18 protein-coding genes are annotated in these 19,981 nt (G+C 60.2%); 16 read left to right on the plus strand and 2 right to left on the minus strand.

The features are described from left to right. Positions 1–132 precede the first annotated feature (132 nt). The gene (locus tag PQR32_RS38815) at positions 133–462 is read right to left on the minus strand and encodes a ribbon-helix-helix domain-containing protein (RefSeq protein ID WP_408240175.1); all 330 of its coding nucleotides are present in this window, start codon (positions 460–462) and stop codon (positions 133–135) included. Positions 463–865: 403 nt separating this feature from the next. On the opposite strand from PQR32_RS38815, the gene sctC reads away from it, so the two are divergent. From sctC to PQR32_RS38890, 15 genes are all read left to right on the plus strand, one after another. Then, the gene (sctC, locus tag PQR32_RS38820; protein WP_408240178.1) at positions 866–2,623 is read left to right on the plus strand and encodes a type III secretion system outer membrane ring subunit SctC; all 1,758 of its coding nucleotides are present in this window, start codon (positions 866–868) and stop codon (positions 2,621–2,623) included. An 11-nt stretch (positions 2,624–2,634) separates the two neighbouring features. Then, complete coding sequence (locus tag PQR32_RS38825) at positions 2,635–3,720, plus strand: FHA domain-containing protein (RefSeq protein ID WP_408240181.1); 1,086 nt, start codon at positions 2,635–2,637, stop codon at positions 3,718–3,720. 141 nt (positions 3,721–3,861) lie between these two features. After that, a complete protein-coding gene (locus PQR32_RS38830) occupies positions 3,862–4,041 on the plus strand; it encodes a hypothetical protein (protein ID WP_408219683.1) in 180 nt (59 codons plus the stop codon). A 48-nt stretch (positions 4,042–4,089) separates the two neighbouring features. Continuing rightward, complete coding sequence (locus PQR32_RS38835; RefSeq protein WP_408240183.1) at positions 4,090–4,440, plus strand: hypothetical protein; 351 nt, start codon at positions 4,090–4,092, stop codon at positions 4,438–4,440. After that, positions 4,440–5,267: a type III secretion system inner membrane ring lipoprotein SctJ gene (gene sctJ / locus PQR32_RS38840; RefSeq protein WP_408240186.1), complete on the plus strand. Its 828-nt coding sequence runs from the start codon at positions 4,440–4,442 to the stop codon at positions 5,265–5,267. The genes PQR32_RS38835 and sctJ overlap by 1 nt, the downstream gene beginning before the upstream one ends. Then, positions 5,264–5,839 (plus strand): hypothetical protein, encoded by a 576-nt coding sequence (locus tag PQR32_RS38845; RefSeq protein WP_408240189.1) that lies wholly within the window; start codon positions 5,264–5,266, stop codon positions 5,837–5,839. Before sctJ ends, PQR32_RS38845 begins: the two co-directional genes overlap by 4 nt. Next, positions 5,833–6,564 carry a FliH/SctL family protein gene (locus PQR32_RS38850; protein ID WP_408240192.1) on the plus strand — a complete coding sequence of 244 codons (732 nt, stop codon included), beginning with the start codon at positions 5,833–5,835 and terminating at the stop codon, positions 6,562–6,564. Before PQR32_RS38845 ends, PQR32_RS38850 begins: the two co-directional genes overlap by 7 nt. Further along, a complete protein-coding gene (locus PQR32_RS38855) occupies positions 6,561–7,544 on the plus strand; it encodes a FliM/FliN family flagellar motor switch protein (protein ID WP_408240195.1) in 984 nt (327 codons plus the stop codon). Before PQR32_RS38850 ends, PQR32_RS38855 begins: the two co-directional genes overlap by 4 nt. After that, entirely contained in the window at positions 7,541–8,188 is a 648-nt protein-coding gene (locus tag PQR32_RS38860; protein ID WP_408240198.1) for an EscR/YscR/HrcR family type III secretion system export apparatus protein, read from the plus strand. The genes PQR32_RS38855 and PQR32_RS38860 overlap by 4 nt, the downstream gene beginning before the upstream one ends. After that, on the plus strand, positions 8,185–8,460 hold the full coding sequence (sctS, locus tag PQR32_RS38865) for a type III secretion system export apparatus subunit SctS (protein ID WP_408219704.1): 276 nt from the start codon (positions 8,185–8,187) through the stop codon (positions 8,458–8,460). Before PQR32_RS38860 ends, sctS begins: the two co-directional genes overlap by 4 nt. Then, entirely contained in the window at positions 8,460–9,185 is a 726-nt protein-coding gene (locus PQR32_RS38870; protein WP_408219707.1) for an EscT/YscT/HrcT family type III secretion system export apparatus protein, read from the plus strand. The genes sctS and PQR32_RS38870 overlap by 1 nt, the downstream gene beginning before the upstream one ends. Then, positions 9,182–9,922, plus strand: coding sequence for an EscU/YscU/HrcU family type III secretion system export apparatus switch protein (locus PQR32_RS38875; protein WP_408219709.1), 741 nt, complete (start codon positions 9,182–9,184; stop codon positions 9,920–9,922). Before PQR32_RS38870 ends, PQR32_RS38875 begins: the two co-directional genes overlap by 4 nt. Position 9,923: 1 nt before the next feature. After that, positions 9,924–11,999: an FHIPEP family type III secretion protein gene (locus PQR32_RS38880; protein WP_408240202.1), complete on the plus strand. Its 2,076-nt coding sequence runs from the start codon at positions 9,924–9,926 to the stop codon at positions 11,997–11,999. 3 nt (positions 12,000–12,002) lie between these two features. Further along, positions 12,003–13,331 carry a FliI/YscN family ATPase gene (locus PQR32_RS38885; RefSeq protein WP_408240205.1) on the plus strand — a complete coding sequence of 443 codons (1,329 nt, stop codon included), beginning with the start codon at positions 12,003–12,005 and terminating at the stop codon, positions 13,329–13,331. Positions 13,332–13,564: 233 nt separating this feature from the next. Further along, entirely contained in the window at positions 13,565–13,762 is a 198-nt protein-coding gene (locus tag PQR32_RS38890) for a hypothetical protein (protein WP_408240208.1), read from the plus strand. Positions 13,763–13,853: 91 nt separating this feature from the next. Here PQR32_RS38890 and PQR32_RS38895 read toward each other — a convergent pair whose 3' ends face one another. Then, a complete protein-coding gene (locus PQR32_RS38895) occupies positions 13,854–14,771 on the minus strand; it encodes a DUF1521 domain-containing protein (RefSeq protein WP_408240211.1) in 918 nt (305 codons plus the stop codon). 1,000 nt (positions 14,772–15,771) lie between these two features. On the opposite strand from PQR32_RS38895, the gene PQR32_RS38900 reads away from it, so the two are divergent. Continuing rightward, on the plus strand, positions 15,772–19,146 hold the full coding sequence (locus tag PQR32_RS38900; RefSeq protein WP_408240214.1) for a hypothetical protein: 3,375 nt from the start codon (positions 15,772–15,774) through the stop codon (positions 19,144–19,146). Positions 19,147–19,981: the final 835 nt, after the last annotated feature.

Here is a 19,981-nt window from a genome sequence, read left to right on the forward strand (position 1 = left end):
TATTTGAGAGCCTTCTTTGAAGGCCAAACGGTTGGTGACGAGCACATCTGTGCCCGTGATACTTAACGGTCGATGTTTGCTTACATGGCAGCCTCCACAAGCGTGACTGACCGTCGCAAGAAGCTCGAGGCGCTATCGGTGCCCTCGCCCCTTGGACGACTCAGGCGGTTTGGTGATATCCATCGAAAGAGCCGGACTTACGCGATTGATCAGCTGGATCACGCACACCACGCGGATGTAGCCGGTGAAGTTCCATACCGCCTCGTGTGCGAGATCCATTTCCATGGCCCATCGCGATATCAATTTGCCGACGGTCAATGACTCGCTACGTGCGAACTCTGCAATGATCGACCAGTAGATTTCTTCCAGCCTCATACACGTCGCGAGACCGTTGACACGAATCGATCTCTGTCTCGGTCTCAGGAGATCGGTGCTGAAATTTCTATAAGTTGTGCGCGTCATTCTTTTCTCACAATTTTCCAAACTTCTTTGCTTTGCTATTTCTGGATCCGCTTTTTTCCACTCGGCAAGGTGTCGGTCCTGAATTCGTTAGGAATGGCAATTGTTGCGACACCGCTGAGCCATGGACTGACGATTGCAATGTTCGTCGTCTCAGAACATTCGGGGTGGTACATCCGTATGACCCTTGCAAGAACCGGAGAAGATAAATTCCTGTTCATCACAGAAAAGATTCAAGAGGGGTAGTGAGATGTCCATGACGCGGCGTGATGCACGCGCGAAAAGCCAAGGCAGATATGCACGGCGGTATAACGCCGCTGCAGGCATACGTCGCGCCTTAGTGGCCGGAATAGTCTTGCACGCGACGGCGGGCAACGCTGCTTCGCCCGTTTGGCGGGCGGAAGCGATGCATTACTTTGCACGCAACACACCGCTGCCCGATGTATTGAAGGAAGTGGTAAATGCGGGTGGCCTTCAGCTCGAAATCGGACGCGGCGTAAAAGGCCCTGTCAACGGAGAGTTTGACGAGCCGCCGGCACGCGTGTTCGCGAGACTGGTCGAGGCGTATGGCCTGATGTGGTACTTCGACGGTCATATCATTCATGTATCGCCGGCTGCCGACAGTCGTAGCCGCACGATTCCGTTTTCTCCGATGACTCGGGAACAGGTAGTGGACTTGCTGTCGAACCTCGGTCTCGACGACAGCCATCTCCCCGTTCGATATTCGGATACGACGGCTGTCGTATCCGGCCCGTCGGACTATGTGGAGGCGATTGCCGACGCCGTCGGCGAGGCGCAGCGGCAGGTCGCCGTGACGCCTGCTATCGACGACACCGCGATCCGCGTGTTCCCGCTTCGCTATGCGCAGGCGCAGGACATCACGTACACGTCCGGCAATCGTCAGCAGACCGTGCCCGGTGTCGCGTCGCTCTTGCGCAAGTTGATGGCAGACGTTGCCGTTAGCGTGCCGGATCGGAAGAGTCCTGCGAGCTTGCGCAACCAGGCGCGTGTCTCGCGTGGCGGGCCACCGCCGCTTCCTAGCCTGCGCGGGCTTGGTCTCGCGGATGCGGCCGCTACGCCTGATACCGGTATGCCGTTGCCAGATGCGGAAGCCATGCGCCCAGCCACCACGTCGATACAGCGCAACATCGTTGCCGACGCACGCACCAACTCGGTCGTGATCTATGACGTGCCGTCGATGATGCCGAACTATGAGCGCACCATCGCTATGCTCGACAAACCACAGGATCTCGTCGAGATCACGGCGGCCGTCATCGACGTATCGACGGACGTCGCGAGCGACCTCGGCATACGCTGGGGCGGTGGATCGCGGGGCGAAGGCGGCGCATACGCGGTGATGAACTCATCGCCGACCGGGTTGGAAACGTCGATCGCACCGGCACTGTCGGGCCTCAACCTCGCAACCATGATCGGCAGTTCCGCGAACTATCTGTTCGCAAAGATTCACGCGCTCGAACAGAACGGCAAGGCGCGGATCCTGTCGCGACCACAGGTGCTGACTCTGAACAACTCGGAGGCCGTCCTGTCGTCGCGCAACTCGGTGTATGTGCGCGTCGCGGGCAATCAGGACGTCGATCTCTACAACGTCGATACGGGCCTGACGCTCAAGGTGACGCCGACAGTGCAGCCGTTGTCCGATGGCACAACGAATGTCCTGTTGAGTGTGCAAATCGAAGACGGCGCATTCGATTCGTCGCTGACCGTCGATGGCATTCCCAAAGTGAACAACAATTCCATCGTGACGCAGGCGGTCGTCGCCAACGGCGACAGTCTGCTCCTTGGCGGATATCAGTATGAACGCAGCCAGACGTCGTCTTCGCAAGTGCCCGTGCTAGGCAATCTGCCGTACGTAGGCGCGTTGTTTCGCGACAAGCAGACCCAGGTCGAACGTCAGGAACGACTGATCCTGATTACGCCTCGCATCAAGACAGTGTCTGGCCTGTCCGTGCAACGCGAGACTGTCAGCACGGCTTCCCCGTCGTCGTTCAACCCGGCAGTACCGTCGCTCGTGAGCAATGATCCGACGCAGCGTGTCATGGCCGGACGGCGCGCGGCGGACATGTCGGCATGGAGCAGTGCCGTGCCTCCGCTACCTCCCGGCCTGCCGGCTAGTCCGTCAGCAACGAAGGGGCAGAACCGATGAGCGCGGGCGCAATGATTGTCGTGAGAGGCGGCGTCCATGCCGGCGCAAGCGTGCTGATGTCGGATGGCCACGATCTGACGATAGGAAGCGGCGAGGGAGACAGCCTGCTGCTCGTGGATGACGGCATCGCGCCGCAACACGTCACCATCTGTCTGACGGGCAACAGGCTGAAGCTGACCGCGCATCAGGAAGGAGTATCCGTGTTCGGCTATCCGGTGGCGCCGGGCAAGGCAACCTTCCTGAGACGGGGCGCCTCCTTCGCACTGGGCGATGCGCAACTGCAGTTCAGCGGACGCGACCCGCTTACGCCGGAAATCGAGCGCAACGCTGAACTGGGCTGGTTGCTGACGCATGCGCCCCTTGCCTATGTCGCGCGGCGTTGGGCGCTGATGGCGCGCGGCAAGAAACTGCTTCTCCTGACACTGCTGGCGTCGGGCGGGGTGGGGTCGCTGTGGCAAATGTACGGCCCGCATGAGCCGCAACGCTCGCTTCCACGTCTCGATGGACCATTCCGCTTTGTGACCGTGCATGAAGACGCGAAGACGCATGCATACGTCTACGAAGGCTATGTGACGAGTTCGTCGGATCTTGCGTTGCTGGCGGCAAGCGCTCGCCGCGATACGCGTGCGCCCGTCGTACGCGTGCTTGCGGTCGACCAGATCCAGGAGCAACTCACCGATTTCTTGCAAAAGTACTACCGCGATGCGCAGATCACGCCCGGCGAGCCTGGCTGGTTCAGCGTCGTCCCGCCATCCGAAGAGGGCTATATGTTGCCGGAAGCGTGGGATTACCGACGCGTCGCCCGCCTCGCACGTGAGTCGATCAACGGGTTGCGAGACCTCAAATTCAAAGGTGGCGGCACGACGAAGGGGCCTGTGCGGATTCCGCTGAAAGCGATCGGCATGAACCTGTCGCGCTCGGAGCATGGGGCGTGGCTCGTCGACGGACAGGGTGGACGATATTTCACCGGGGCTCGCCTGCCGCTGGGCCGGATTGCAAGTATTTCTGGTTGTACCGTGACGATCCTACGCAGCGACGACGGGACGACATACGAGTTTTCGGCCGACGGTGCGGGAGGCGCGAGCAACTGTCGCTGAGCTGGCGGCAGACATACGATGCCTGATCCGGTTCGCCGCTCTCGCGGGACAGAATCTGCTTGCCGGACAATTGCGCGCGTTCCGGCGAGCGGGTAGTAGAAGTTTGGTTTACGTGCGCTTTTTCAATAAGGAAAACTAATCATGCAAGTAGGAAACGCAACAGGTGCAAACCCGGCTGCCAGCGCAGGTAATGGCCAGACCACACAGGATCTCCAGGATCAGAAGGCGCAAAACGGCTTCCAGGAGGAGATCACGAAGGAAAGCAACATGGAAGCCAAACGCAACCAAACCCGAATGGGCGTGATTGGCAACCTGAAGTAACGAGGTAGACGAGGCGCAGTGACAACTGCGCCTCGAATCGACGCAACGATGACGACAGGCAACGACATGCTATTACAACCCGTGGTAATGAATGTATTTCCCCCAGAGCCGATTTCTGGTCCCCAACAGGATCCGTCAGGCGATAAGGTGTTCGGCGACGCCGGCAGTTCTCCCGCGTTCAGGGTGATCGAGCAGGCCGAGCAGCTGTTCAAGGCGCAGGACAAGCGTATTGCAAACGATCTCGCCTCTTACGCAAGGAACGGCTCGTCGAACGGGCGCACGCTCGATCTTCTTCGTCTGCAATACGACCTCGACGACATGCAAACCAGCGCCGCGTTGGCAAAAAACATTGCCGACAAGGTTGGGCAGGCTATTACTTCGCTTACTCAGGGAAAGTGATGCGACGAGCACTTGTTCTACTGCCGCTGCTATTCCTCGTCGGCTGCAAGGCATCACTGTTCGAAGGCCTGGAAGAGGGCCAGGCAAACCAGATCGTTGCCGTTCTGAGCCAGCACGGTATCGATGGTGCGAAGGAACGCAACCCTGACAAGACATGGAACGTTTCTGTCGATGACGATGACGTCGTCGCCGCGACGGACATCACCCGCGAATATGCGTTGCCCCGCGGCAATCATGCAAACCTTGGCGACCTGTTCAGCCGCCAGGGGTTGATCTCGAATCCGGATGAAGACCGCGTGCGTTACGTGTATGGCTTGACGCAGGAACTCTCCGAAACGTTGGAGAAGATCGACGGAGTACTTGTGGCCCGCGTGCATATCGTGCAGCCGGAGCGCGACCCGCTGATGCGGCAGGTCACGCCGCCGTCGGCATCGGTGATGCTTCGCTATCGGAGCGACTACAACATCGAATACATGCGCGACAAGATTCGCGGGCTGGTTGCGGGCAGCGTCGAAGGTTTGATACCCGACCATGTGTATCTGACGTTCATTCCTGTGACGCCTGTGGCGGACCCGCTCAACGCAAAAGGCGACGCCGACGCGCGCTTTGCGCCATCTGCGCCCGGGTCGCGCCACAGCCTGGTGCTGACGACGATCGCCGTGACAGTGATGGTGATGTTGCTGATCGTGTCCGCATGGGTGTGGGACAGCGGTATCCGCTCATTCTCGCCAACCTTCTTCCGGCGCAGGAAACTGAAGCGCGGGAGCGAGAGCGAGGCGCAACGCAAAGATCAGCCCGGCGGTCCCGGCGGTGGAGACGCATCATGAGTTTCGTTCCCGTCCTCACGCTCTCGAAGTGGGCGCACTACAGCTGGTTGCCGCGCGGTGAACGCGCGCTTTCGGAGCGCGCGCAAGCCGACGCCAACGCCAGTCTGCTCGCCCGCTTTGCGCCGCTGACCAGCGGTCGTGCGATCGCGCCGGTGCCTCCGTTCGCCGCATTGCCGCGTCCCGCGTGCGCGAAGGTGATGCGTGTGGCCGCTGCGTTCGCCAACGCGCGCTCGTTGCGCAGAGTGGTCAGCGCGACTGCGCGCGAAATGTTCGCGAGCCTGGTGGGGCCGCAGGTGCTGAGCGCCATTCAACGCAATGCGGGAACCGGTTTCGTCGACATCGATGTGGGCGCGACGTTGAACGTATTCGACCGCGCGGATATGACTGCGGCCGGTCTGCAGATCGCGCTGCATGCCATCGACGACCCCGCAGTACGCGTGTTGCTCCAGTTGCGCTTGCCTGTCGCCGTTGCGCAACACGCTTCACGCTTCCAGGCGAGCGACATCAGCCCGCAAGCCGCGAGCGACGTGCTGGAAGCCGCCTACGCACTCGCTGGAGGTAAAGCATGTTGATATGCCGGAAGGGTCAATGGCGTGTCGAGTCGGACGGCTACGTGTCGAGCAGGGAACTGCGGGAACTAGACGGTCTGCGCGAGGCCGAGACGTCCCGCGCGCGGGACGCCGCACGCGAGACTGCCCGTCTCGCCGACCGCGTGCGCGTACTGAAGCGCCGGGCGTGGCGCCGTGGATACGATGCGGGGCGCCAGGCCGCACTGCGCGAATTCGTCGTGCCCCGGGCGGCCGCGTCGTTTGCGGCGCGTTGCCTGGAAGAGCGTCTTACGGGTCTGGCGCTGAGCGCTGTCGCCGAGATCCTAGGTGAACTTCCTGCTGAAGTTGCCTTGCTCAACCGCTTGCGGCGCTGTGTCCGTGCTTCGCGGGCGCAACACGTCATTTCCTTGCGCGTGTCGGCGGACGACTGTGAGCAGGCGAAACGTGCGGCGCACACCCTTGAGGAGGAACTCAATATTCCTCAGTTCATGGTGCTGTCCGATGCGGGGTTGCCGCCGCATTCACTCGTTGTCGAGACCGAGCACGGCGTGATCGATGGTAGCTTGACGCCGCAATTGCGCGTGCTCGAACGCGGCATGAAGGACGCGATCGGCATGGTGCTCGCCGAGTACCGCTACATCGACGACGAATCCGCGAGGATACTCGGCGTGATCGAGCACGGACTGCGCGACGTTATTGCCTTGTTGGCGCACTCTGACGCACACCAGTATGGCGGAGAGGCGCAATGAGCCCATGGCAAGACCTGGAGCGCATGTCGCTCGCGCACGCCAAGCGGCACAACGTTGCGGCGCTGCATTTCGGCACCGCTTATCCGGTGCGAGTCGGTAATCGGGCTTTTAGGTTGCAATTCGAACCTTGCCGTGCGGGTTATCCGTTGAGGATTCTCGCACACGCAATGGGCGAACCACTCGTGCTCGATTGCGACGCGCAGGCGCTTTTCCCCGAATTGACCCGGCAGACGCTGGCGCAGCAGGAGATCGAGGCACCGCTGTTAATCGCACAAGCCTTCGACGAGTGGCTAAGTGCACTTGAAGGCGTGTTCGGATTCGCGATCGATGTGACAGGCGTGGCTTTCGATATGCCGTCGTTGCCAGGTGCTTACGGTCTTGTCCTCACGCATTCCCGGACGCATCGCGCAGCCCACTTTGCGCTCTATAGCCCTGTGATCGATCAGTGGCTCACGCGTCAGCCGGTTTCCGTGGGCGAGGCGACCCGTCTCGCCAGCCGGCTCCTGGTGTCCGTTCCCGTGTGCATGGCGGGCCCCGCACTGACCTTGCAGCGCGTGCGCAGAATCCAGCGCGGCGACGCACTGCTGTTGAGCCGCTCGCATCAATACTTGCGCCTGCCACTTTGCCGTGGGGCGCGTCGAATTCTACTTAAAGCAGCAGGAGAACATATGGTGATAGACCGCCCAATGATCGATGACAACAACCCCGCCGGCGAAATGACGAGCGAGCTGATTCCCGCAAGCGCACTTACGTTTTCGTTTGACGCCGTGATCGGTACTTTGTCCTTCGCGCTCGACGAGTTGATGCGATTGCGACCCGGATCGATCGTGTCGTTGCAAACGCCCGTACGTCAGCACGCGGTCATGCTGTTATGCCAGGGCGTGCCGTTCGCGCGCGGGGAACTGATCGACATCGATGACGCGCTGGGCGTGCGTATCGTCGATCTGGCGCATATAGCCGATCCGCAAGCGGCATCATGAGAGAGCAGATCGTCAACTTTCAGATCGTCGCCTTTTTTTTCGTTCTCGGACTGCTGCCGCTCATCGTGACGATGACTACCTCTTTCACCAAGTTCAGCATCGTGCTGACGCTGCTGCGTTCCGCGCTCGGTGTGCAGCAGGCGCCGGGCAACATGGCGATCTCCGCGTTGGCGCTGTCGGCGACGTTGGTCGTAATGGCGCCGACGGTCGAGAAGATCGGCGCGGATCTGTCGATCAGCGAGCGCCTCGAGCGCGGCGAGTTTCCGGACGTGACGGAGGTCTATCGGGCGGTGCGCGGACCGCTTGGCGAATTCATGCTTGACCATTCGCGACCTGCCGAACGGGCGTTCCTCGTGACGGCGGCAAAACGCGTCGATCCGACACGCGACGCGCAGGAGACCGACTTGTCGCTGCTGATACCCGCATTCATGATCAGCGAAATCTCGAGCGGCTTTGAAGCGGGCTTTCTGCTGTATATGGTGTTTCTTATCATCGACCTCGTGGTGGCCAACGTGTTGACGGCAATGGGGATGGTGATGTTGTCACCAACAACGGTCTCGACGCCGTTGAAGCTCTTTGTGCTCGTTTCCGTCTCGGGTATTTCGAAGCTGATGCACGGACTCATTGTCAGTTACGCAAAATGAACGCTTATCCCACTCTCGGCTCGTTGTCCGGCGATGCCCTGCTGCTCGTCTTCTGGCTGTCGCTGCCGGCGCTCGCGGTCGCAACGACGATCGGCATTCTGATCGGGCTAGTGCAGTCCATCACCCAGATCCAGGATCAGGCATTGCCGTACGGCGCGAAGATTATCGGCGTCGGTCTTGTGATGATGGTCGCGATGCCCTGGGGGAATAGCGAAGTAACGCGCTTCCTCGAGCACGCATTTTCCTACATAGCGGCGGGGAGGGTGCAGTGATGACCGACTATATCGGATACATCCAGGGATTCGCGTTTTGCACGATCCGGCCCGCCGTCGCGCTCTCGCTGGTTCCGTTCGGCAACAATGAGTCGGTCGGGGTCGCATTGCGAGTGCCGTTGATGTTGATGTTCGCGACATTGCCGCAACAGACCGCGTGGCCGGATCACGCGATTGCCGCGATGGCGATCGAAGTGCTGATCGGATTGACACTCGGGCTGCTGCTCAGCGTGGTTTTTCATGCGGCTGGCGCGGCCGGTGCGCTTATCGATCAACAGGGCGGCTATTCGATCGGTGCGTCGTACGATCCGAACTTTCGCGACGAAGCGGCGCTTTTCCAGCACCTCTTCAGCTGGTTTGCCACGCTGACGTTCTTCACCGGAACGGGGCTTGAAACTGTTTACGGCTTCTTCGCCGATACGTGGGTACTCTGGCCGCCCGGCGCGCCGCGTCCCGACTACCTGCGCGTGATGCGCGAGCTGGCTGAACAGCGGCTTGCACTGTCGATCGTCGAGGGCGTCAAGATCGCGACGCCTCTCGTTGGATTGATGCTGCTTGTCGATGTATCGCTCGGGTTGATGTCGCGTTACGCGAAGCGGCTCAATCCGTTCACGACCGCGCGCACCGTCAAGGCAATGGTGCTTTCCTTCGTCATCGTTTCCTGTGTGCCGTTGCTGTTCGAGCGGTTCAATGCCATTTTTCTGCAAAGCGCGATTCTTCGATGAGCGACAAGACAGAGGCCCCAACTCCACACCGGCTGAAGCGCGCACGCAAGGACGGCGACATTGCAAAGAGCACGCACGTGACCGTCGCCGTGAGCGGACTTTTCTGGTGGCTATTCCTGCTGCTGGAATCGCCGCATATCTACAAGGTTTGCGTACACATGATGGAAGCCGTGACGCAGCTCGATCAGGCGCGACCATTCGCCGAGCGCTACGCGCAGATTGCGAGCCTACTCGCAGACGCGCTGCCCGTCGTGTTTGCGACGCTCGGCGCGGGCGCGCTTGCGGTCATCGTGCCCGAAGCCGCGCAGACGGGCGGTTTGCTCGCGTTCAAGCGCCTCGCGCCGGATCTGAAACGTTTGAATCCTCTAACAGGGATAAAGAACCTGTTCGGCCTGAAGATGTTGCTCGAATCCGCGATTACGCTGGCGCAGTTTTCCATCCTGCTGTTCATCGTGTGGCATGCGTTCGCGACATGGTGCGCAGAATTGCTGCCTTCATTCGCTCTTCCGTTCGGTGGACAACTGAGCGCGACGGGCGAGTCCATTGCGCATCTGGCGGGTTTGCTCGCGGTGTCACAGCTTGCTCCCGCCGCTGTCGATTTCCGCCTGCAGCGTTTTCAGTGGCGACGAAAGTTGCGTATGGACAAGAACGAAATCAAACGCGAGCACCGCGACGATGAGGGCGATCCGCATGTCAAAGGACGGCGCCGAGCCTTGCACAGGGAATTGAGCCGATAACATGAACAGAAATCTGAAGCTGGGCAAGTTCAACTTGCTGGATATGGTGACGCGGCATGCCGATCTCGGCGTGGGGGCGGGTTTGCTTTGCGTGCTGCTGCTGCTGATCCTGCCCGTTCCCGCATTCATTCTCGATCTGTTCATCTGCGTGAGCTTCACGACCAGCTTCGTGATGCTCACGGCGACGATCTACGCCGCAAAGCCGGTGGAGCTGTCGAGCTTTCCGTCCCTGCTACTGATGACGACGTTGTTAAGGCTTTCGCTCGCCATCGCGTCCACCAAGATGATCCTGCTGTATGCACACGCGGGGCAGATCATCGGCGCATTCGGTGAAATGGTGGTAGGTGGGAATGTCGCTGTCGGCCTGGTGGTGTTCATCGTGTTGTCGGCGATCCAGTTCATCGTTGTTGCAAAAGGAGCGGACCGCGTTGCGGAAGTGTCGGCGCGCTTTACGCTCGACGGTATTCCCGGGCGACAGATGAGCATCGACGCAGATCTGCGTGGCGGATTGATCAGTGCATCCGACGCGGGCAGGTTGCGCGGCGAGCTCGAGCGCGAAACGTATTTCTACGGCTCGCTCGACGGCGCCATGAAGTTCGTCAAGGGCGATGCGATTGCGGGGCTCGTCGTCGCGTTGGTGAACATTGCCGGTGGACTCGCCGTCGGCATCGGCCAGCGAGGGCTGTCGTTTGGCGATGCGCTGCACACGTACACGATTCTCACGGTCGGCGACGGACTGGTTTCGCAGATTCCTTCGCTGATCGTATCGATCTCGGCGGGCTTGCTGGTGACGCGCGTATCGTCAGGCGGCGGCAGCACGAATCTTGGCGGCGACATCTTCGGGCAGCTCTCGCTGCATCCTCAAGCGCTCGCCATGGCCGGCGCCGCATGCATTGCACTTGCCGCCATTCCCGGCTTTCCACACGTGCAGTTTCTTTTCGCGGCGGCCGCGCTGATCGGCGTGGCGGTCGCGATGATGCGCAAGCGCAAGGCTGCGGAACGTTCGGCGCGGCCAAAAATGCCGGCCATGACGCGTGACGGCGGGAATTACGTACAACGCATTCTCGACGACGTCGAGCTTGGAACGAGCACTCCGCTTCGCGTTCGTCTTGGACGCGCGGCCGCGGGTGCGTTGAACGGCGTTGAACTGAACGAGCAGCTTGCAAAGCTGCGGCGCGACCTGATCGTGCGCCTGGGTGTGCCGTTTCCCGGCCTTGTGTTGCTGAAAGACGAGCGTCTCGAAGAAGACCGCTATATCGTCGATATCGACGACGTGCCGTATTCGAGCGGTACGTTGCTCGCGGACCATGTGCTGGTGAGTGGCGATGCGGCGCTGGTGACGATGGAAGGCACATGGGGCTATCATCCGCGCGCGGAGAAATCCGTCTGGGTGTCGGCACAGTCGGCGGCGGGTGTAGATCGCGCGCAGTTCATGACATCCGGTGCCAATGAAGCGCTTTGCGCGCATTTGCTGGACGTGTGTGAGCAACGCGCGTCGTCGTTTGTCGGCACTCAGGAGACGCGCTTCCTGCTTGGAATCATCAACGTCGAGTTCCGCGAACTGGTGACGCTTGCCCAGACGGCAATCAGCACGTCGCAACTCGCCTTCGTGCTGCGCAGCCTGTTGGCGCAGCGTGTGCCGATACGCAATCTGCGAGCCATTCTCGAAGCGATCGTCCGTCTGCCCGACGGTGAACGCTCGTACGACCGGATGGTGCGCGAGGCACGCATCGCGCTTGCGCCGCAACTGGTGCGCTCGTACGCTGATCTGAACAACTGGGAAGTCGCCGCCGCGGTGCTGGAGCCTTCATGGGAAGCCGACCTCGAAGCGCAGATCGATCAGGACCTGAACGGCGAACCGCAATGTCTGCTCGACGCGGACCGGCTCGAGAGCTTGCAAAAGAGCTTCGCCGGGCAGAAAGACATGGCGCGGCTGGTGGTGACGACGGCCGTTCTGCGTCCCCACCTGGAGCGCATTCTGCGCATGCTCGGTATTCGGGCGGACGTGCTCGCGATGGAAGAAGTCCCGCAAGATACGTATCGCATCCGCGTGACAGCGACGCTTACGCCCGGTTGATCCATGCATACAGTGAACGACAAGATGAAAATGGATATGCCGAGCGTGCCGCTGTTGTCGAGTCCGCCTGTGCTCAGCGCGAGGGTAGTCGAAGCGAGGGGCGTCGTCGTGCGCGTCGTGGGTGCCTCGTTGCGTATCGGGGAAATGGTCCGGCTCATCCGCCCGGATACGGGGGAAGCGCAGCTCGGCGAAGTGGTCGGCTTTGCTCAGGACGGCGCGTTCGTCGTGCCGCTGGACGGACTGGCCGGGCTGTCGAACATCACACAGGTCGAAGGTTGCGGGCTCAGTTGGGGAAGTCTCGACGCGCTCGCGTTGCTTGGGCGCGTGGTCGACGGACTGGGGCGGCCGCTCGATGGCGGCGCGCCCCCGAAAGCGGCGCAGATGCACAAGTCGGCGGGCATGCTCTCGCATATCAATCCACTCGAACGTCCGGTGATTGCGACGCCGCTGGCGACGGGCGTGCGAGCGATCGACGGTCTTCTAACCTGCGGCGTCGGCCAGCGGGTCGGCATCTTCGCGCCGGCGGGCGGTGGCAAAAGCACGTTAATGGGGATGATCGCGAATGGCGCAAACGTCGACGTGATCGTTATCGCGCTGATCGGCGAACGTGGCCGCGAAGTGGGAGAGTTCATTCATGATCATCTGCATACGCGGCGCGCGTCCTCGGTTGTGATTGCGTCGACGTCGGAGCGGCCGGCGGCGGAGCGCATCAAGGCGGCAGAACTGGCTTGCAGCGTGGCAAGCGATCTCCGCGCGCAGGGAAAGCAGGTTCTGCTGCTATTCGATTCGTTGACCCGTTACGCGCGCGCACTGCGCGAAGTCGGCCTTGCAGTAGGTGAGCCGCCCGTGCGCCGGGGCTATCCGCCGCGCGTATTCGCCGAGTTGCCTCGCCTGATCGAAACGGCTGGTCTCACGCGGCAGGGAGCGGTTACGGCGTTTTTCACGGTACTCGCCGAAGACGAGGAGATGTCCGACCCAATCGCGGAGGAGGCGCGCTCGTTGCTGGATGGCCACATTCAGCTGTCGGCGCGTCTCGGTGCTTCAGGACATTATCCGGCTATCGACGTACTGAAAAGCAAAAGCCGCGTGATGACACGCGTGACGAGTTCCGTGCATCGCGACGATGCGAACCGCGTGCGAAGCTGGATGAGCCGCTACCAGGAGGTCGAGCTTTTGCTGCAGATAGGTGAGTATCGCCGCGGCAACGATTCCGTCAGCGATCTGGCGATTGACCGGCATCAGATGATTGAGCGTTTCTTGTGTCAGCGCCATGATGAGTATTGCGGATGGCCTAGCACCATTGCATCGCTGCGCGGCCTTGCGCGTGGATAGCCGCGATGAGCGACGCGAGGCAAATGCGGTTGTGGATTGTGCTTGCTCACGTGCGGCGGCTCAGGGTCGAGCGCAGGCGGCGTATTCTTAACGCGGCTCGACTCGAGATGGAGCGTTCAGCGGCGAATACCGCGGCGAAACGAGAAGCCATCGCGCGGCATCAGGCGAGATGCAGCGAGATCATTGCCGTATGCACGTCTGGCAATAGAGCGGCACCGCTGTGGCGCATCGCTTTGCAAAAGCACGTCGATGAACGCGTCGCGCTGGCAGCCGCATTGTCGAATGCGTTGAGCGCAGAGCAACTGGCAGAAGCAAAGGCCGCCGCCTCGTCTCATGCTCTGCAGCGTGAAATGCGCGGCGAAGAGGACGCACGAGCGCGCGTGCGGCGTCTGAAGGCGGCGCGTCAGAAGGATGACGATCCCGACGATTGAGTATCAAAGCCAATAGACGGCAAGCGTTCTGAAGAGGTCGCGAACTCAGCTGACAACGAGAGTCGCCGGATTCCGGCGACTCTCGTTGCGATTAGTGGTTGGTGAAGTCGGCTGCCTTGCCCGTCTGCGCGTCTACCCAGCCCTTGCCGTGACTATTGGGGGCGATCGAATAGCCGTCCGGCGTTTGCGCGTCGAGCTGGCGACCATTGCCCGTTCGTTGCACCGTCAGCGGACTACTGTTCTTTTCGCTCAGGCCGTTGACCTGGTAAGCGTTGTTGCCGTTCGTGATCGTTAGCCTGTCGGCATACGTCACATTGCCGTTACCCTGTGTTCCGACGGTCATCTTGGTGCCACCAGGCAGATCGAAAGTCAGCGGACCTTTGAACATGCTCGACTTTCCGTTCGAGTCGATATGCGGGTCACCCCACACTTTTGTCGTCTCGCCCGTCTTTTTGTCCGTCAGGAGAATCGACGAGTCGCTCTTGTTCAGATCGACCTTGTAGTTGCCAAGATCGATGCTCGATTTATTGCCACTGACGGCGGTGTTGCTCCAGGCGGCAGTCGCGTTGTGGCAGTTCGCCTGATCGTGCGGTTCATTGCGACTGTCGGAATGGTAAGAGACGCGCCGGGTGGTTTGGTCGAAGTTGAAACCGCCGTGGATGCCTTTCATTTCCTGAGACGACTCGAGTTGCGAAAAGCTGTTTTGGGTACGGTTCCCGAGGGCCGGCATGCAACGGTCGCTCCGGGTATCGTTCCCGAAAGCCCGCGTCGACTCGTTAAACTGGGTACGCCGGAAATCAGGCTGGACACGGTGCGCTACGCCTAACCCGAAGCTGGACGATTGACTATAGCTGGAATCGCTGCTGAAGGTTTTGACCTGTTGCGAAGAGGTATTCGACTCGAATGTACTGTTCGACGATGTTCTCGTGCTGGATCGATCCAGTTCGGACGACATCGAGTGCATTTGAGTGTGGAGCATAGAGTATTGCTTTTCAATTGCTGCTTGCATGGGCGATACCTCGATAGGTTCATTGGCTATTTCAGGTCAATGCCTGGAATGACGCCATCGGACACGCGAAATCCTGTCCGATGACGTATGCAAAGTCTAAGGACAAGGCGCAGCGAAGGTGCACTACATGCGTAACACAAGTTAAATGTTGTGATCTGGGTGTCTGTGATACGACGGCAGTCTGTGCGGCTGTGTGGGACGGGCAACCATGACATGGCTGGATCGCATCGGTTAGCATTGGATACTGGAAGCGAAGGGCGGGCGCATGTCGGCTACATTCCGCTTTTCGTAAATAGCGGGTAAGTTGTGGCCGTTATCGTGTTTGAAAGTCGGCAAGCGGTCGCGCGAATGGCGCGGTGCGGCAGGGGCGATCGGGACGTCAGGTTCGCAGCAGAGTAACGCTGCAGCAACACGTGCGCCGTCGGCGGTTTTCCCGGATCACCCTGACTGCCGGGCCGTTGCTGCGTTGGCCTGTCGCGCGCTGTCAAGATCGCGCCTGATGAGTACAGGGCAGCTGGAACCGAAGGTTCGTCTGCGTCGTGTTGAATGGGCAATGCAGGCGGAGCGGCGTTGCTGATCGGGCTTGTTGACATGGTCGCACCTCGGAGAGTTGTGGACGGACGGTGCGCGATGAACATTCGCGCCACCGTGGTGACCATGAAACCATTGGCCCATCCGTGCCATGCCATAACCGGATATAGGTTTGTGCCAGACGTAAGTCACTGCATTTAACTGAGGATTCCTTAATGAAGGATCCAGGGAGAAAGGACGGAGAGCGCAAGCAATACTCCGACAGAGCCACGGCTGCGTCCGGTACAACGGTGCCAGGAAATCCCGGTTCGGCCTGCGAGATCCGCGTACTATTCCTTGCCGGTGTATATGGATAAGTGTCGCCTCCGTGGACATTCATCATGCTGCAATGTATCCCGTGGCGTCGCGCCGCTCATCCCTTTGCGGCGCCACTTTTCCATCGGGAGATTAAAGAATGGCGATACCGTCAATGGGTAGTTCAACTTCTGCCGTCCGGGATGATATTCGTAGCCCGAACAAAGATGCCGGTAAGGTTCAGCCAGTGGAAAGTACTCTGGCCATCGGCTCGACACTTTCGCAAACATCTGACGAGGCTCCACTGATAAAGACCGCTTTATCCGCGCTGTCCGGTGCCTCCTCACACCTGTCTGGAGCAGGCAGTAGCGCCAAATCGAATTCCCATTCCGGGCCGAAGAGGGAGACATCGAACAACAAGCAAATACGTCATGCTGCGGAAAGGAGCAGTACTTTTGATGTTTTGATGGCTCGGTCCAAGGGCTTCGTACCCGCCGGCTCTCTCGCTAAAGAAAACGCGAGTCCCAACGGCCCAAACAGCACGCTTTCCATCGCGACCGCGCAAGGGGGACGGGCACAACCCACAGAACAAACCGCACCGCTCCTGCCCAACGCCAGCATGGAAGAGTTCAAGGAGCTCAACAACCAGTACGATACCCAGGACGGCTACCTTCACCGGAGCAGCGACGCGAACACCCAGAACGAACAAAAAATTGAAGCTGGCCTGCAGCAGCAGATGACCGGTTACCCGCCCGAGGTGATTCGGTTCGCACAGAAACAAACCCAACTGCAATGCATGATCGCCGAACTGCCCGGGAGCGAACGCCAGTTCTACGGCGGCGCGATTGCCATATTGGGCTCGGCCTACCAGCTCGAAACCAGCAGCGACAAACGCGCCGCGTTAGATCAGAAATCCACCGAGCTTGAAAGCGCCGTTGGTGATGAATTCACTCGTGTGAGCAACGATGCTGTCGACCGGGCCTTGGGTGTATTCAACCCGCCCACGGGCGAAGCCTATCTGGGCAAGGAGGATCGGCAAGATGTCGACAAACTTGGAAACCTACGCGATCGGTTCCTTCATGCACCGGACGCAGGAACACGGAAGGCGATATTCCAGGAAGCCAGCGAGCTGAAAGGAAAACTGCAAAACAATATCTCTACGAAGATCAGCGAACGCCAGCGTACGGAAGACAGCGACTGGAAAGAAGCCAACGGAGAAGTCGACCGCATTCTGAACGAAGCGCAAGCGCAGGCCGATCCTGCAAAGCGCTACGAGCTGATTGGCCGCCAACTCTTTGAGCTTGATCCCGGGCAGGATAAGTTGAAGGACAAGGTTATTCTGGCCTTCACTCAACGGATGCAAGACTCGCCCGAACTGCGCGACAGGCTCGACACCTGGCATGATCAGGTCAGCGGCCCCCTCAACGATCACGGAGTGGGTGCCGCGAAGAAATATACGGACATTCTGAAGCACCTGCCGCCGGTGAGCGGCGACTATGTGCGCGATCTCAGCGATCAGTACAACGCCGTTCTCAAGGACGCCAGCTTCAAGGACTACTCCATCACCCCCGCAGCCCGGGCGGAGAAGCTGGTCGGGCAAATATTGGAAGGCATCATGCGCACGATGCTGGGGCTGACGCCATTGGCTCCGCTGGCTGATGCTCTGCCTTCCACACTGCCGGTCAACGTTCGGATGGGGATCGATTATGGCTCGGCGTTAGTGGGCATGCTTGCTGGAGAAGGCGGCGGAGTTGCCAGGGAGATCAGTTTCGCGGGCAAAGGTATTTCAAGGGCAGCCGGGGACGCCGAGGTTTCCGGCCTGGCTGGAAGAGAAGGCGGCGCTGCAGGCGAGGGCCTCGTTCAAGGCGCGGGTAAAAACATGATTGCGGCGACTCAGGGGGAACTCGCCTTGAGCCCGGAAGCGAAAGCGGCCGAAAAAGCGCTCCAGGAGAAGACAGTCGCAGAGGCCGGTCCCGCGGTCGATCCCACCAATCTGCTCGCACACCAGAGCGTGGGGGACAAGTCATACGGGGCGCTCGAGAACTATGCCGACCCAAGTGTTTCCCTTAAAGATCTCCAGCCTGGACAGGAGCCGGGCATCCTCGTGGATGCCAACGGTGACAGGTATATCGAACTGGGCGGAAAGGCTTATCGCGCCCGCTTTGATCAAGAGAGCAACAGCTGGCGAGTGTTTAACAAAGGCTCTGAACTAAAACCACAGATTCCGGTTCGCCTGAATGAGACTACTCAACAGTGGGAGCCTGAAAGTGCGGCGAAACCCGGCAAATCCGGGCCTAATGCACCGTCGACGAACGGTGCGCGCTTCGATGTGCCCGATCGATATGCCAGCGTGCCGGACGGTGAACTGGTCCCCGATCCGGACAGGCAGGGCATCTTCAGGGACAACAAGCTCCAGGCTTATATCAAGGTGAACGGTAAAACCTGGCCGGTCAGATGGGACAAGGAGCAGGGCACGTGGCGCGTCTATCAGACCAACGCCCCGTCGAACCATCAATATTCCGTCAGGCTGGACGAGCACGGCAACTGGCAGGTGCATAGCAACACGGGTCTGAGGGGCGGTATGGACAGTGGTAGCTCGTCCGGCGGCAGTCCGTCATCTGCCGGATCAGCAGAGCGGCCGTTTCCGGAGGCATTCAGGGTCTCTACGTCGAACGGTGCAGCGCCTTCGACCGCCATGGAGCAAACTCTGAACCCGCCCGCATGGAGTTCCGTTGCAGACGGCCGGATCGACGATCCCGCGTTCGTCCAGCAATACCGCACTGCGTTCAATAACCTGCCCGAAGACCAGCGGCGCGCCATTCGGGATTGGTCTTATGTGGATGATGGCGGAAGCGCTGGCTATTCGAGCGATAGCTCCAGCGTCAGTTATAAGGGCTTCAATTACGACTTCAATAAGAAGCTTTTCGGAGGTGCCCCGGACGCTGAGGCAACCGCGCACGCCCGCACATTGCAAACCGGCCTCGACGGTCTGCCGATACCAGGGGGGGCGAATCGTTTGCTGCGCATCGCCCACGTTGACCGCGACTATGCGAGCAAATTTTCACCGGGCGAGTACGTAACCAATTCTCCGGCGTTCATGTCGGCGTCGAGCAAGAACGAGTATGCGCAGTACGTTCTGGGTGACAAGGATGAGGGCACCGGCCCGGATCACCCGTTCGCTCTCTACGACATTCAGGCGCAGTCCGCGACGCCATTCGTCAGTTCCGTCAACACGATGGCAACCGAGGAGGGCGAATGGGTTTTCAGACCAGGCGCTGTATTCAGGGTTGAAGAAGTCGCCGTCGCCAAGCCGAACGATCCGACGGAGAATCCTCGTATTGGCATGCGCCTGGTCGAAGTGCCCGTTACCCAGCCCATATACGCGAAGAATATCCACACGGGCCAACTGCAAATCGTCTATCCGTCGGGTACGACGCTGCAGGCGCCAGCCGGGAGCGACCCTAACCTGCCGCCGCCGCCCGCGTACGGAAACCCGAACGTACCGGGTGCAGTTCTTGTGGGGAACGTGCCGGGCCCGTCGCACTCCTGATCTGGACGAACTGCGAGGCGCCACTCCGATCGCAATCGGACGGCGCCGGTTTCATCATCTGCGCCGCCGCTTCGCTAAGGGCGGTGAGCGGAGCGGGATCCAACTGCGTGGCCAGATGCATCGACTGGCATTGCGTGCGCAGGCTGCCGTCGCGCAACTGAACCTGGCCATGCCTCAGGTGTAACCCTAATATCGGTTAAGTATGACCAGGCTCTCGGTGCTGATGCGCACCTCCTTTGGCGCGCACCTCATGACACGGCCGGATCGCTTCGGCTAACATTGATACGGAACGCACTGCCGGCGCGCCGTATCGTATGGCGCCTGAAAGTTGCAGCGGGTGTCTCCAACCCTCGACAACATGATCGCCCCTGCCGCACCGCACCCCATGCGCGACTGCTCGCCGACTGTCAAACACGATAAAGGCCGCAACTTACCTGCTACTTACGCGCAGCGGTACGGTGGCCGAGATGCGCTCTGGCCCGCTGCTTCTAGACTTCATGTTAACCGATGCAATCCGGCTGTGTCATGGCCGCATGCCTACGGCGGGATCCAGGCGTCGCTATGGCGAGGAAAATACCCAGGGTTAATCCCTGGTGGGTTGTTGTTTTCCGTAGCGATCTGCGAGCGTCAGGCCGCCGACCCGCAGGGCGACATGACGCCGCTCGATTGAAATCCCGGTCGCCCTCACGAGTTCGCGGCGATACGGGTGCCCGTGGAGCGACATGGCTGCAACCTAACAACCGCGCGCCTCTCCTTGGGCACAGGGTCGGCAAAGCCGTTCGGCGCATCTCCATTTAACTTAGGATCGGAAAATAAAATCCACACGCATGGCCAT

Origin of the sequence: Paraburkholderia dipogonis, from assembly GCF_046027395.1 — a bacterium.
In the GTDB taxonomy this organism is placed as follows: Bacteria; Pseudomonadota; Gammaproteobacteria; order Burkholderiales; family Burkholderiaceae; genus Paraburkholderia; species Paraburkholderia dipogonis_A.

Bases quoted from the DNA above. Each gene is read 5' to 3' on its own strand.
- PQR32_RS38900 (WP_408240214.1), top strand. From the start codon at position 15,772: ATGGGTAGTTCAACTTCTGCCGTCCGGGATGATATTCGTAGCCCGAAC.
- sctS (WP_408219704.1), top strand. From the start codon at position 8,185: ATGAACGCTTATCCCACTCTCGGCTCGTTGTCCGGCGATGCCCTGCTG.
- PQR32_RS38880 (WP_408240202.1), top strand. From the start codon at position 9,924: ATGAACAGAAATCTGAAGCTGGGCAAGTTCAACTTGCTGGATATGGTG.
- sctC (WP_408240178.1), top strand. From the start codon at position 866: ATGCATTACTTTGCACGCAACACACCGCTGCCCGATGTATTGAAGGAA.
- PQR32_RS38870 (WP_408219707.1), top strand. From the start codon at position 8,460: ATGACCGACTATATCGGATACATCCAGGGATTCGCGTTTTGCACGATC.
- PQR32_RS38815 (WP_408240175.1), bottom strand. From the start codon at position 462: ATGACGCGCACAACTTATAGAAATTTCAGCACCGATCTCCTGAGACCG.
- PQR32_RS38860 (WP_408240198.1), top strand. From the start codon at position 7,541: ATGAGAGAGCAGATCGTCAACTTTCAGATCGTCGCCTTTTTTTTCGTT.
- PQR32_RS38850 (WP_408240192.1), top strand. From the start codon at position 5,833: ATGTTGATATGCCGGAAGGGTCAATGGCGTGTCGAGTCGGACGGCTAC.
- PQR32_RS38875 (WP_408219709.1), top strand. From the start codon at position 9,182: ATGAGCGACAAGACAGAGGCCCCAACTCCACACCGGCTGAAGCGCGCA.
- PQR32_RS38895 (WP_408240211.1), bottom strand. From the start codon at position 14,771: ATGCAAGCAGCAATTGAAAAGCAATACTCTATGCTCCACACTCAAATG.
- PQR32_RS38885 (WP_408240205.1), top strand. From the start codon at position 12,003: ATGCATACAGTGAACGACAAGATGAAAATGGATATGCCGAGCGTGCCG.
- PQR32_RS38830 (WP_408219683.1), top strand. From the start codon at position 3,862: ATGCAAGTAGGAAACGCAACAGGTGCAAACCCGGCTGCCAGCGCAGGT.
- sctJ (WP_408240186.1), top strand. From the start codon at position 4,440: ATGCGACGAGCACTTGTTCTACTGCCGCTGCTATTCCTCGTCGGCTGC.
- PQR32_RS38835 (WP_408240183.1), top strand. From the start codon at position 4,090: ATGACGACAGGCAACGACATGCTATTACAACCCGTGGTAATGAATGTA.
- PQR32_RS38845 (WP_408240189.1), top strand. From the start codon at position 5,264: ATGAGTTTCGTTCCCGTCCTCACGCTCTCGAAGTGGGCGCACTACAGC.
- PQR32_RS38825 (WP_408240181.1), top strand. From the start codon at position 2,635: ATGATTGTCGTGAGAGGCGGCGTCCATGCCGGCGCAAGCGTGCTGATG.
- PQR32_RS38855 (WP_408240195.1), top strand. From the start codon at position 6,561: ATGAGCCCATGGCAAGACCTGGAGCGCATGTCGCTCGCGCACGCCAAG.